The organism is Rhodococcus tibetensis (assembly GCF_024438035.1).
GTDB lineage: Bacteria > Actinomycetota > Actinomycetes > Mycobacteriales > Mycobacteriaceae > Rhodococcus_F > Rhodococcus_F tibetensis.
On sequence record NZ_JANFQF010000007.1, the window covers coordinates 15,294 to 28,333 of the forward strand.

General features: G+C 66.6%; 10 protein-coding genes. 5 read left to right on the forward strand and 5 right to left on the reverse strand.

The annotated features are described in order from the left end of the window. The first annotated feature begins 10 nt into the window (after positions 1-10). Entirely contained in the window at positions 11-676 is a 666-nt protein-coding gene (locus NOF53_RS09865) for a TetR/AcrR family transcriptional regulator (RefSeq protein ID WP_255967775.1), read from the forward strand. A 31-nt stretch (positions 677-707) separates the two neighbouring features. Here NOF53_RS09865 and NOF53_RS09870 read toward each other — a convergent pair whose 3' ends face one another. From NOF53_RS09870 to NOF53_RS09890, 5 genes are all read right to left on the reverse strand, one after another. Beyond that, a complete protein-coding gene (locus tag NOF53_RS09870) occupies positions 708-1,142 on the reverse strand; it encodes an acyl-CoA thioesterase (RefSeq protein WP_255967777.1) in 435 nt (144 codons plus the stop codon). Positions 1,143-1,176: 34 nt separating this feature from the next. Further along, complete coding sequence (locus NOF53_RS09875) at positions 1,177-2,091, reverse strand: cutinase family protein (protein ID WP_255968150.1); 915 nt, start codon at positions 2,089-2,091, stop codon at positions 1,177-1,179. Between the two features lie 182 nt (positions 2,092-2,273). Beyond that, positions 2,274-3,725 carry a glutamate synthase subunit beta gene (locus NOF53_RS09880; RefSeq protein ID WP_255967779.1) on the reverse strand — a complete coding sequence of 484 codons (1,452 nt, stop codon included), beginning with the start codon at positions 3,723-3,725 and terminating at the stop codon, positions 2,274-2,276. Further along, on the reverse strand, positions 3,718-8,316 hold the full coding sequence (gene gltB / locus NOF53_RS09885; RefSeq protein WP_255967781.1) for a glutamate synthase large subunit: 4,599 nt from the start codon (positions 8,314-8,316) through the stop codon (positions 3,718-3,720). Before gltB ends, NOF53_RS09880 begins: the two co-directional genes overlap by 8 nt. Before the next feature lie 305 nt (positions 8,317-8,621). Further along, positions 8,622-9,170 (reverse strand): TetR/AcrR family transcriptional regulator, encoded by a 549-nt coding sequence (locus NOF53_RS09890; RefSeq protein ID WP_255967783.1) that lies wholly within the window; start codon positions 9,168-9,170, stop codon positions 8,622-8,624. 55 nt (positions 9,171-9,225) lie between these two features. Here NOF53_RS09890 and NOF53_RS09895 point away from each other — a divergent pair, with 55 nt between their 5' ends. The 4 genes from NOF53_RS09895 to NOF53_RS09910 all read left to right on the forward strand — a co-directional run bounded on the left by NOF53_RS09895 (position 9,226) and on the right by NOF53_RS09910 (position 13,013). Continuing rightward, positions 9,226-10,248: an FAD-dependent monooxygenase gene (locus NOF53_RS09895; RefSeq protein WP_255967785.1), complete on the forward strand. Its 1,023-nt coding sequence runs from the start codon at positions 9,226-9,228 to the stop codon at positions 10,246-10,248. A 326-nt stretch (positions 10,249-10,574) separates the two neighbouring features. Then, positions 10,575-11,429, forward strand: coding sequence for a glycoprotein (locus NOF53_RS09900; RefSeq protein ID WP_255967787.1), 855 nt, complete (start codon positions 10,575-10,577; stop codon positions 11,427-11,429). 73 nt (positions 11,430-11,502) lie between these two features. Beyond that, complete coding sequence (locus tag NOF53_RS09905; protein ID WP_255967789.1) at positions 11,503-12,222, forward strand: DUF8176 domain-containing protein; 720 nt, start codon at positions 11,503-11,505, stop codon at positions 12,220-12,222. After that, a complete protein-coding gene (locus NOF53_RS09910) occupies positions 12,219-13,013 on the forward strand; it encodes an MDR/zinc-dependent alcohol dehydrogenase-like family protein (RefSeq protein WP_255967791.1) in 795 nt (264 codons plus the stop codon). Before NOF53_RS09905 ends, NOF53_RS09910 begins: the two co-directional genes overlap by 4 nt. Positions 13,014-13,040 lie beyond the last annotated feature (27 nt).

Genomic DNA, 13,040 nt, shown 5'->3' on the forward strand with positions numbered 1-13,040 from the left:
ATGCGATTCGATGACGAAACCCCAGCAAGACGCCGGTGACGGGCGCGCTGCCCGTTGGCGCGGTCAACGCGAGAAGCGTCGTTCGGAATTCGTCGACCGGGCACTCGTCGCGATCAAGGAGGAAGGGCCCGACGTCTCGGTCGCGACGATGGCCGTCTACGCCGCGGTTGCGCGGACCCGCATCTACCGGCACTTCGACGACAGCACCGACCTCAAGAACGCCGTCGCGCGGCGGGTCGCCGCCATGATGCTCCTCGAATACGCGCCCGTCATCACCACCGACGGCGCACCGCACGCCATCCTCACCCGCGCCGCACGGGCCCACCTCACCTGGCTCACCGAACACGCCAACCTGTACCGGTACCTGATGTCGTTCTCCCCGGCCGCCGACGAGGTGCGGCGGGCGATCACCACGTCGGTCTCCGACATGCTGCACCCCTACCTGGACGCCCTCGGCGCCCCCGCGACCGCGACACCGCTGGCCAACGCACTGATCGGGGTCGTCGAATCCGTATCCGCGGAATGGATCGAACGACCGGGCGACACCGATGCCGGCGCACTCACCGAACAGCTGGCCGATTGGGCGTGGGCTCTGGTCGACACCACGATGCGACGGCACGGCACGATACTGGACCCCGACAGTCCCCTACCGGCCCCCGACGACCTCCGCAGGTAAGTCGGGAGACCTGTGGGAGCGCCTTTCGCACTCAGGCACGGGACCAGCGGGTGAGGTACTCGCGCTCCGCGGCGGTGATGCGGCGGAGCCGCCGAGCATCGACATCCGCGACGGCCATCTGTGTGGTGGCGGTGACGGCGGGCGGATCGGTGCGACCGGCGCGCGCACCCCTGACCTCGTAGCCGATGGTGAAGTCGACGGCCCGGTGCTTCGCGATCCACATGGTGATCCGCAGAGGACTGTCGGAATGCGTCAGCTGAGCCCGATACTTCACGTGGATGTCAGCGATGAACGCACTGGTGATGAGCGACGAGTTCTCGGCACCCTCGCTGAGCAACCAGTCGATTCTCGCCTCTTCGAGCAACGTCACCATTCGGGCGTGGTTGATGTGCTGGAAGGCGTCCATATCGGACCACCGAACGGGCACGAATGCGTCGTAGCCAGGCGCGGCAGGGGTATCGGTCATCGGATGATCTTCCCCTGCCGCCCGCCGACTCGATCTACGCTACGTCGCGCAACCAGTTCCGGAGCCAGGTGGTGGCCGACGTACCTGCACCGTCGACCGCGTACCGGGTGTAGTCCTGGTGCGCCTGCGACTTGTAGAACTGCTCGAGTTCGTCGATCCGCCTCTGGTTGGCCGACTCGTCCAACTGAGACATCAGCGTGGGGACACCACCGGCGGCGAGGAGGTCACGCCAGATCGCCTCGGCCTCCGCCTGGTACCGGCCGTACAGGGACGGCGACGGGTCCGACGTCTGCGCGAGGAACCCGGCGAGCCGAGTCACGAAGTCTTCCTTCGGGGTGGAGCAGTACAGGTCGCCGTACGCGCAGAAAGTCCGGGTGTTCTGGCTGACCCAGCCGAAGCCACCGATGCGGGGTCCGCCGGCGCCGCCGCCGGCAACCGGAGGCCCGACAAGAGCATCGGTGGGCGAACGGCGCGGATCGGACACGAGCCCGACCGCAGCGATCTTGTCGGCAGGCACGGGGCCGAGGCCCGTACCGATCTCGGCCGCGAGATCACCCGCGGCATCGGCGCCCTGGCTGTACCCGATGAGCGCAAGCTTGGTTCCGGCGCACTGCTGAGACATGTTGACGAGCATTCCGCGAGCGTTCTCTACCGCCTGAGCCTTCGAGCGCCCGTACACATCCCCCTCCCACGGGAATGCCGTGGCGGCGTAGGTCACGTAGTCGGTGCGGATATTCGACGGTAACCCGTTCGTTACCGCCGACAGCAGCCCCGGCGTGGGCCGGACGTTGTCCTTGGTGGACGTCTCCCACGTTCCTGGAATTGCCACCACGTACAGGCTCGGGCAGGGGTCTGCGTTCGCTACCGCGCTGGTACCGACCACACCCGAGACCACCGGGATGGCTACCGCTGCAGCCGTTGCAGTCAAAAATGCGATAACCCGTTTCAATGCCATGGCCCTCAACTCTTCTTCTCCCCTACATCGACCTGCAGACGCGATGCTGCCAGGCCAACGTGACCTGAAGATGCACGATCGGTAAATGAACGTTACCGAGCGAAACTTAACCGTGCACCAAAAACCCGCACCCCGGCACAAAATAACGCCGGGGTGCGGGTAGATAACGTTCTGAACTAGCGCTGGGGAGCGCTGGTGGTCTCGACCGGAGACGGCAGTGCCGTCTCACCCTCGAGATAGGCATCGACCGCTGCGGCCGCGGAGCGACCCTCGGCGATGGCCCACACGATGAGCGATTGTCCGCGTCCCATGTCGCCGGCCACGAAAACGCCGTCGACGCTGGTGGCCCACTTCGCGGAGCGGGCGACATTGCCGCGCTCGTTGAGGTCGACACCGAGATCGGTGAGCAGTCCCGGCTTTTCGGGGCCGACGAAGCCCATGGCCAGCAGCACGAGATCGGCCTCGAGCTCGAAATCCGAGCCCTCCACCTTCTCGAACCGGCCCGACTTCATCTCGACCTCGTGGGCGTGCAGCGCGGACACCTTGCCGTCGACACCGACGAACTTCTCGGTGTTGACGGAGAACAGACGCTCGCCGCCCTCCTCGTGCGCGGACGCCACCCGGTACATCAGCGGGTACGTCGGCCACGGGGTCTGCTCGGCCCTGGTCTCGGGAGGGCGCGGCATGATCTCGAACTGGTGAACACTGACCGCACCCTGACGGTGTGAAGTGCCCAGGCAGTCCGCGCCGGTGTCGCCGCCGCCGATGATGACGACCTTCTTGCCCTCCGCGGTGATGGTGGGCTCGTCGAGGTCGCCCAGCTGCACACGGTTAGCGATCGGCAGGTACTCCATCGCCTGGTGAATGCCGTCCAGGTCGCGGCCGGGAATCGGCAGGTCACGAGCCGCGGTGGCACCGCCCGCCAGCACCACCGCGTCGAACTGCTCGCGCAGCTCGTCGGCGGTGATGTCGACGCCCACGTCGACATTCGTCTTGAAGACGGTGCCCTCGGCCTCCATCTGGTCGAGACGGCGGTCGATGTGGCGCTTTTCCATCTTGAACTCGGGGATGCCGTAACGGAGAAGACCGCCGATGCGGTCGGCCCGCTCGAACACGGTCACCATGTGCCCGGCGCGCGTCAGCTGCTGCGCTGCAGCGAGACCCGCCGGACCGGAACCGACGACGGCGACCTTCTTGCCCGTCGAACGGGTCGGGTGCACCGGCTTGACCCAGCCCTCGTCGAAGGCGCGGTCGATGAGCTCGACCTCGACCTGCTTGATGGTGACAGGGTCCTGGTTGATGCCCAGGACGCACGACGCCTCACAGGGTGCGGGGCACAGCCGTCCGGTGAACTCCGGGAAGTTGTTGGTGGCGTGCAGACGCTCGATGCCGTCGTGCCACCGGTCCCGGTACACCAGGTCGTTCCACTCGGGAATCAAGTTCCCGAGAGGGCAACCGTTGTGGCAGAACGGAATACCGCAGTCCATGCACCGGCTGGCCTGGGTGCGGAGGGTGTCCTTCGGGAACTCCTCGTACACCTCGTTCCAGTCGAGCAGACGCAACGGCACCGGACGGCGAACGGGCAGTTCGCGTGACGGGTGCTTCAGAAAGCCGCTTGGATCAGCCACGAGCTGCCTCCATTACTGCCTCGTCCACGTTCTTTCCATCCTTCTTCGCGGCCTCGATGGCCAAGAGCACCTTCTTGTAATCGCGGGGCATCACCTTCGCGAAGTGATTGACCTGCTGGGACCAGTCGGACAGGATGCGCGCGGCAACCTCCGAACCGGTTTCGTCGCGGTGACGCTCGATGGCGGCCTTCAGCCAGGTGAAGTCGTCACCCGTCAGATCCTCGAGATCCACCAGCTCGGTGTTGAGGTTGTCTTCGAACGCCTTGTCGGGGTTGAAGACGTAGGCCACGCCACCCGACATGCCGGCACCGAAGTTCCGTCCCGTCGCACCGAGGATGACGACCTTGCCGCCCGTCATGTACTCGCAGCCGTGGTCGCCGACTCCCTCGACCACCGCGGTGGCACCGGAGTTACGTACCGCGAACCGCTCGCCCACAACGCCGCGCAGCAGAGCCTCACCGCCGGTGGCACCGAACAGAATCACGTTTCCGCCGATGATGTTGTCTTCGGCGACGAAGCCGGCGGCGGTCTCCAGAGGCGGGCGCACCACGATGCGTCCACCCGACAGACCCTTGCCGACGAAGTCGTTGGCGTCGCCGTGCAGGCGCAGGGTCATGCCCTTGGGTACGAATGCACCGAAGCTGTTACCGGCCGAGCCGGTGAACGTGATGTCGATCGTGTTGTCGGGCAGGCCCTCGCCGCCGTACGCCTTGGTCACCTCGTGGCCGAGCATGGTGCCGACGGTCCGGTTGACGTTGGTGATCGGCGACTCGAACGCAACCTTCGCGCCCTTGTCCAAAGCGTCACGACTCTGCGCGATCAGCTGCTGGTCGAGCGCCTTGTCGAGCCCGTGGTCCTGAGTGCCGGTGCAGTACAGGTCCTGATCCATGAACGCGGACTCGGCCTGATGCAGGATCGGCGACAGGTCGAGATTGCCGGCCTTGCTGCCCTTCCAGTGCTCGAGCGCCTTGGTGGTGTCGAGGACGTCGACCTGGCCGACGGCCTCGTCGAGAGTCCGGAAGCCGAGCTCGGCCATGAGCTCGCGAACCTCTTCTGCGATGAAGAGGAAGAAATTCTCCACGAACTCCGGCTTGCCGGTGAACCGCTTGCGCAGCACCGGGTTCTGCGTCGCGACACCGACAGGGCAGGTGTCGAGGTGGCAGACCCGCATCATGATGCAGCCCGACACCACCAGCGGAGCGGTTGCGAAACCGAACTCCTCGCCGCCGAGGAGCGCGGCAACCATGACGTCGCGCCCGGTCTTGAGCTGTCCGTCGACCTGCACCACGATGCGGTCGCGCAGGCCGTTGAGCAGCAACGTCTGCTGCGTCTCGGCGAGGCCGAGCTCCCAGGGAGCGCCGGCGTGCTTCACGGAGGTCAGTGGGGTGGCACCGGTGCCACCGTCGTGACCGGAGATCAGCACGACATCCGCGTGAGCCTTGGAGACACCCGCGGCGACCGTGCCGACACCCACCTCGGACACCAGCTTGACGTGAACCCGAGCCTGCGGGTTCGCGTTCTTCAGGTCGTGGATCAGCTGTGCGAGATCCTCGATCGAGTAGATGTCGTGGTGCGGGGGCGGGGAGATGAGGCCGACGCCGGGTGTGGAGTGCCGGACCTCGGCCACCCACGGGTACACCTTGTGGGCAGGCAGCTGGCCGCCCTCACCGGGCTTCGCCCCCTGCGCCATCTTGATCTGGATGTCGGTGCAGTTGGTCAGGTAGTGCGACGTGACACCGAAGCGTCCCGACGCGACCTGCTTGATCGCGGACCGACGCCAGTCACCGTTCTCGTCCGGCTCGAAGCGCGACGGATGCTCTCCGCCCTCACCCGAGTTGGAACGACCGCCGAGGCGGTTCATGGCGATGGCGAGGGTCTCGTGCGCCTCGGCGGAGATGGAGCCGTAGCTCATCGCACCCGTCGAGAAGCGCTTGACGATCTCGGTGGCGGGCTCGACCTCGTCCAGCGGGACGGGCTCGCGCACGCCCTTCTTGAACTCGAAGAGACCGCGCAGCGCTGCGAGTCGCTCGGACTGGTCGTCGACCAGCTTCGTGTACTCCTTGAACACCTCGTACTGCCCGGTGCGCGTGGAGTGCTGCAGCTTGAACACCGTGTCCGGGTTGAACAGGTGGTATTCGCCCTCACGACGCCACTGGTACTCGCCGCCCACCTCGAGCTCACGGTGCGCGCGCTCCTCGGGACGGTCCAGGTACGCATTGGAGTGGCGGACCGCGACGTCGGCAGCGATCTCGTCGAGACCGATCCCGCCGAGGCTCGACTGCAGGCCGGTGAAGTACTCGTCCACCAGTTCCTGCGACAGGCCGATCACCTGGAACAGCTGAGCACCGGTGTACGAGGCGAGGGTCGAGATGCCCATCTTGGACATCACCTTGAGCACACCCTTGCCCGCGGCCTTGATGTAGTTCTGGATGGCCTTGTCGAGGCTCAGTCCCTGCAGTTCGTTGTTGCGGAACAGCTCGTCGACCGTCTCGAACGCCATGTACGGGTTGACTGCGGCCGCACCGAAACCGATCAGGAGCGCCATGTGGTGCACCTCGCGGGCGTCACCGGACTCCACGACGAGACCGACCTTGGTGCGGGTCTTCTCCCGCACCAAGTGGTGGTGCACGGCCGACGTCAGCAGCAGCGACGGGATGGGCGCGTACGTCTCGTTCGACTCCCGGTCGGACAGGACGATGATGCGCGCACCACCGGCAATGGCCTCGGAGACCTGGTAGCGAACGTCGTCGAGGGCCTTGCGCAGACCCGCGCCCCCCTCGGCCACCGGGTACAGGCCGCGGACGATGACGCTGCGGAAGTTCGGGAATCCGCCGTCGTCGTTGACGTGGATGAGCTTCGACAGGTCATCGTTGTGCAGGATCGGCTGCGGCAGGAAGATCTGCCGGCAGGACTCCGCGGTGGGGTGCAGCAGGTCGTGTTCGGGACCGATCGTTCCGCCCAGGCTGGTGACGACCTCCTCGCGGATGGCGTCGAGCGGCGGGTTGGTGACCTGCGCGAAGAGTTGCGAGAAGTAGTCGAACAACATGCGCGAGCGTGAGGACAGCACCGCGATCGGGGTGTCCGTACCCATCGAGCCGAGTGCTTCCGCACCGGAGGCCGCCATGGGCCTGACGAGGACGTTGACCTCTTCGTTGGTGAACCCGAACATCTGCTGACGCAGCACCACACGCTCATGCGACATGTAGGTGTACGGGCGGTCCGGCAGGTCGTCCATGTGAGTCAGACCCTGGTCGAGCCACTCCTGGTACGGGTGCTGGGCGGCAAGCTCCGACTTGATCTCGTCGTCGCTGATGATGCGACCCTGGTCGGTGTCGACCAGGAACATGCGGCCGGGCTGGAGCCGGATCTTCTTCACGACCGTAGCCGGGTCGATCGGCAGAACGCCGACCTCGGAGGCCATGACGACCAGGCCGTCTTCGGTGACCCACAGCCGGGAGGGGCGCAGACCGTTGCGGTCGAGGACCGCCCCGATGACGGTTCCGTCGGTGAAGCAGACGGACGCCGGTCCATCCCACGGCTCCATGAGCGTGGAGTGGTACTGGTAGAACGCCCGACGTGCGGGATCCATGCTCTCGTGATGCTCCCACGCCTCGGGGATCATCATCAGGACCGCGTGCGGGAGGCTGCGACCACCGAGGTGGAGCATCTCGAGCACCTCGTCGAAACGCGCGGTGTCGCTGGCCCCGTTGGTGCAGACCGGGAAGATCTTCTCGAGGTTCTCGCGGCCGCCGAAGACGTCGCTGTCGATCAGCGCCTCGCGGGCACGCATCCAGTTCTCGTTGCCGGTGACGGTGTTGATCTCACCGTTGTGCGCGACGCGCCGGAACGGGTGAGCCAGCGGCCATGACGGGAAGGTGTTGGTGGAGAAGCGCGAGTGGACAAGCCCGAGGGCCGACTCGACGCGCTCGTCCTGCAGGTCGAGGTAGAAACCCTTGAGCTGGGGGGTGGTGAGCATGCCCTTGTAGACGAAGGTCTGGCTCGACAGGCTGGGGAAGTAGACGGTCTCGCGACCCGGTCCGTCCTTGCCTGCGCCTTCACTGCCCAGTTCATGCTCGGTGCGCTTACGGACCACGTAGGCCCGGCGCTCGAGGTCGAGGCCGGTGAGGGCGTCGCCTTCGCTGCCGATGAAGATCTGCCGGAACGTCGGCATCGCGTCGCGCGCCAGAGCGCCGAGCGACGAGTCGTCGGTCGCGACCTCGCGCCAGCCGAGGACCTTCAGGCCCTCGCTCTCGACGATCTTCTCGACGGCGTCGGAAGCACGCTGTGCGTCGGCCTTGCTCTGCGGCAGGAACGCGATGCCCGTGGCGTAGGTGCCCGCGGCGGGCAGCGGGAAGTCCACGACAGCACGGAAGAACGCGTCCGGAACCTGAATCAGGATGCCGGCGCCGTCACCCGTGTTGGGTTCGGAGCCCGCGGCACCACGGTGCTCGAGGTTGACCAGAGCGGTGATCGCCTTCTCGACGATGTCCCTGCTGCGGCGGCCCTTCATGTCCACGACGAACGCGACGCCACAGGAGTCGTGCTCGTTCGCCGGGTGATACAGCCCCTGGGGGCCTGGAAGTTGCTTCATACCTAGCCTTCGTATGCCAAAAGATGCACCGACGACCAGCAGCGCTGATGGCCATCAACTTGCAATGCAAGTACCGTCAGGATGTGATCGGCACCACCGATCGGCTATCGCCCTTTGCAGCACGCTGGGTGTGGTCCTCGCACCAGGCGACGTGGCTTTTCGGTCGGGTCGGACTTTCGTGGGTCCAACGTGTAACGAAAACGATAATTCAGACCCCCCGAAGAATCACAACTTAGGTTGGCCTATTCAGTGCCTGAACAGGTCTTTCTCGAGGGCAGACCTCGGCCGAAAACGCTGAGTCCATGTTAAGCGAGTGCACGGAGGACCGCTCTGATTCCGGAAGTCGGGTCGAAATCGGGGTCGGGAACAGTCAGCTGATGCAGGATCACTCCATCCAGATAGTCGGTGACAACCACTGCGTCGGCGGCTGGATTCCTCGATCCGGCGAGGTCCAGCATGCTCGCGCCCCATTCTACGAGTCCTGCCCGAGCGGAGCCGATCAGCTTTCCGAGGGCCGGTACCGCCGAGGCCTCCACAAAGAGGGCGTAGCGGGCGCTCGAGCGCGTCCGGTCGGGCCCGGTGGCGAAGCGGGTGAACCCAGCCAGGGCCTCCACCAGCGCTTCCCTCCCCTCGGGCCGGAGGTCCGCAAATTTCTCCCAGTCATGTACGTCACGTACCGCCAGTCGGTTGACCATCCCCTCGAGCAGGGCGTCGCGGGTACGGAAGTAATTGGAGGTAGAGCCCTGCGGCATTCCCGCCGATTCGTCGACCGCTCGATGTGTGAGGGCGCGCACCCCCTTCCGGCCGAGCAGGTCGATCGCCGCGTCGAGCACCTGCTCTCGTCTGCCAGTCATACACGAGACACTACAGCCGTAGTCTTTTCACTACAGACGTAGTAGCGTGAAAGGCATGGCGCACTCGGCAGCAGTCCTCGGTGGCGGTATCGGCGGCCTGGCTGTCGCCCGTTTCCTGTTCCGCGCCGGCTGGCACGTCGAGGTTTTCGAACGTTCCGAGAGTTTGCCCACGTCGGGCACCGCCCTCGGCATGTGGCCCCAGGCCCTCGGCGCGCTCGACGCGATCGGACTCGGCGATCGGGTCCGTACCCTTGGAACGCCGCAGCACCGAGGGTCGTTCCTGCGGCCGGACGGGTCCGTCATCGGCACGGTCGACAGCACCGCGCGCACCGCATACCTGCTGTCGCGGCCGTCCCTGCTCGCCGAATTGGCCGGGGCGCTGCCCGAGGGGATGATCTCGTTCGACACCCCCGCGCCCCCGGTGGACGCGTTGTCCGAGTACGACGTCGTGATCGGCGCGGACGGCCTGCGCAGCGGCACACGCCGTCGCTTGTTCGGTGACGAATTCGAGCCCGTCTACACGGGCGCCACCGCGTGGCGCGGCTGGGTACCCGGCCGCCGCGACACCGTGAGCGAAACCTGGGACACCGGAGCCCTTTTCGGAATCACACCGCGCGAGGGGAACCTTGTCAACTGGTTCGCGTGCGTCCGCACCGACACTGGGTCCGAGGACGGGCTCGACTACCTACGGTCGCGGTTCGGGGACTGGCACGCCGACGTCCGAGCCGTTCTCGACGCGATCACCCCCGACGCCCTGCTCCACCACGACCTCTACGATTCGCCGGCTCTACCGTCATACGTGGCGGGAAACACGGCACTGATCGGTGACGCCGCCCACGCGATGGCACCCAATCTCGGGCGTGGCGCCTGCGAGGCCCTCGTCGATGCGGTCACCCTCGGCCGATTCCTGCTCTCGGACAATGACATTCGTGTGTCGCTACGTAAGTACGACCGTGCTCGCCGCCGGGTGACGCGGCGACTGGTCCTCGGATCACGTGCCATGGCGTCGATCTCGATGACCGGGCATCTGCGTTCCGCCCGCGATCTGACGATGAAACTGGCCGCGGGCCTGGCCTGACGACAATCCGGGTGCGCAGGAACGCCAACCCGTCTGGTACTTTCCCGCGGTAGGGGGACGAGACGAACCGGGGGCGGTCATGGGGGCGGTGGACGACGGCTGCAGTGATGCGGTCGGCAGAACCGGATTTTTTCATCGGGGGAACATCAGATCCACCTTGTCGGTGGTGACACTCTTCACTGCAGCGGCAGCGTGCTGTCCGGCCGCCTGCGCGCACCTTCTCCATTCGCGATACCCCTGATCTGCATCGACCTTCCTTCCTCGAGTGCGGCACCAGTCTGCATTCACTTCCACTCGACATCAGGAGTAACCACTTGAGAATCCGCATGCACGCACTGGCAGCTGCGCTTTCGGTGTCCGCAGCCGCTGCGCTCGGTGCCGCGACGGCACACGCCGCGCCGACCACCGCGCCGTCGACGTCGCAGCCCGGGGTCACCGACCCATCGACTCCGCCCACCACGTCCCAGCCGGGTGTGACGGACCCGTCGACTCCGCCCACGACGTCCCAGCCGGGCGTCACGGAACCCTCGGCTCCGGCCCCGACCGCGCCCGCTCCCCCACAAGCGCCCCTGGCCGTACCGGGTGCTGCCGCAGTCGTCCCCGAGCAGGCAGGAAGCGGTGCCACACCGATGCCGCCCGCCACCGCAGGAGCCGGCGAGGCAGCCCCAGCCCAGCCGGCTGCGGTATGGATCGATCCCGACGACATGCCGAAGGCCCACCAGGCACCCGTCGCCCCCGCGCTTCCCGTGCCCAAGCCCGTGGTCGAGGTGAACGCTGCCGCCGACACCCTCATCGGTGCGCTTCCGCTGGCCGTCAACGGTCGCCAGTACGGCAACCCCGAGGGATACGTCGGCACCATCGGCTGGCGAATCGGTGACGCCACCGGAACCGCGGGCATCGCGGTCGACCCTTCGTCACCCACGGCCGCAGCCGTATCCGCGTTCGTGGCGGATTCCAACGCCGAGCACCCGACCAACTGGTCGGCGCCGGTGGACGTCACCCCGATCGCCGCCGCCGTCTCGGATGCAGCAGACCGGTACCCAGCCTTCGGCCAGGTCGTCGACGCGATCGCGGCCCTCCCGGCACCGCAGCTCCCGCAGCTGCAGTCCACCGACAATGGTCCGAGCGCCGTCACGATCGGTGGCGTCAACCTACGCAGCCAGGCAACGCTGCACGTGTGATCCGAAATCCTCCGGGTGGAGCCGGCTGCAGGGTCGGCTCCACCCGGCGGAATGAGGTGTGGAGGATTCACCTGTGACAGAACCGCCCCGCAGGAACGACGACAGCGCTCCCCTCGATCGCTTCGCACACTGGTTCCCGCCCTTCGCTCCGGCCGCCGCGACCACCGCGTCTGCGAGTGCTGCGGAACCCACGGAAGTCGTTGCGGACTCGCAGCCCGAGCTTGCGCCGCCGCCCGCCCCCACCTGGCTGGCACCGAGCGACGATCGTGACACCACTCCCGTCGTCCGCGAGGGACGCGTAAAACAGAAACTTGCTTTCGCCGGCGCCGCCTCGGCACTCGGAGCAGTGCTCGTCGGTGTCGTTGCCGTACTCACCTCGGAAACCTCGAATGAGACCGGAACTCCTGTCGCGGCCGCCGATCCGGGTTGGTGCACCGAATCCCGAAACGGCGGAACGGTTACGGGCAACGGTCCCGGCGGCACGTCGGACGGTACCGAGACGATTTTGGCGTTCGACCACGCCTACTACGTGGAGCGAAGCGGCGCGAAGGCCCGCGAAGTGGTGACCGCCGATGCGCCGATGGGATCGGCAGAGGCGATCCAGCGGGGCATCGACTCGCTGCCCGAGGGCACCGAACATTGCCTCGCAATCACCTCCACCGAGCCCGGCCGCTATGCCGTCACACTCACGGAACAGCGACCGGACGGGTCGACCCACCAATACCAGCAGGTCGTGACCACCACCGACCACGACGGCCGTACCTACATCACATCCATCGGAGACGCCCAGTGACACACCGAACCGGTTCGACCACAGCCCCTTCCGCACTCGTTCTGGGTGCGTGCGGAGGTGCGGGCGCAACGACGACAGCACTCGGACTCGCCAACACCGCGGCTGCGCGCGGGAGTGCAGTGATCGCAGTCGACGCAACCCCGGCGGGCGGCGACATCGCGGAGCGCGGCGCGGACGCCGTGCTCTCCGTGAGCGGACTCGAACACGTGGTGTCGGCAGCAGCGTCCGGCGCCGTCACGGACGACGTCTTCGACGGGCACTGTTCACGCACGACGGCGGGCGCCCGGATTGTGAATCGGCTCGGCAGTGAGACGGCCACACCCAGCGAAATGTCCTCCCTCGCCGATTCTCTGCGCACCCGCGGTGCGAGCTGCGTGTACGACCTGGGTCACCGATTGCGGGCCGCCTACCTGGCACCGCTGTTGGCCGCACCGACCCCGATCATCCTCGTCGCGCCCTGCCGCGCCGACGCATTCAATCGCCTACGCGCGGCACTGCAGTCGATTGGCGACATCCTCGGTGAACCCGGTCTGTCCCGGACAGTCGTCACCGTGTCGAACCAGGACAACACCGGCTGGCAGGTGGACGTCGACCTGCTGCGCGAGTACCTCGGCGGTCAGGTCTGGGGCGTCGAGACCATCCCGTACGACGAACACCTCGGCATGGGAATCGTCATCAGCCACGATCACCTCGCCGCCGACACCCGTGCGGCATACTTGCGGCTCCTCGCCATCGCGTCGGCGGTCGCCGACGGGCGTCGCGAACCGGTGCCCGTGCCGGTGTCGGTGTAATCCAGTACTGTCCCCGCACGGGGAGGG

Coding starts and splice junctions, on each gene's coding strand:
- NOF53_RS09870 (WP_255967777.1), bottom strand. CDS start 1,142: ATGACCGATACCCCTGCCGCGCCTGGCTACGACGCATTCGTGCCCGTT.
- gltB (WP_255967781.1), bottom strand. CDS start 8,316: ATGAAGCAACTTCCAGGCCCCCAGGGGCTGTATCACCCGGCGAACGAG.
- NOF53_RS09900 (WP_255967787.1), top strand. CDS start 10,575: ATGCACGCACTGGCAGCTGCGCTTTCGGTGTCCGCAGCCGCTGCGCTC.
- NOF53_RS09890 (WP_255967783.1), bottom strand. CDS start 9,170: ATGACTGGCAGACGAGAGCAGGTGCTCGACGCGGCGATCGACCTGCTC.
- NOF53_RS09895 (WP_255967785.1), top strand. CDS start 9,226: ATGGCGCACTCGGCAGCAGTCCTCGGTGGCGGTATCGGCGGCCTGGCT.
- NOF53_RS09865 (WP_255967775.1), top strand. CDS start 11: ATGACGAAACCCCAGCAAGACGCCGGTGACGGGCGCGCTGCCCGTTGG.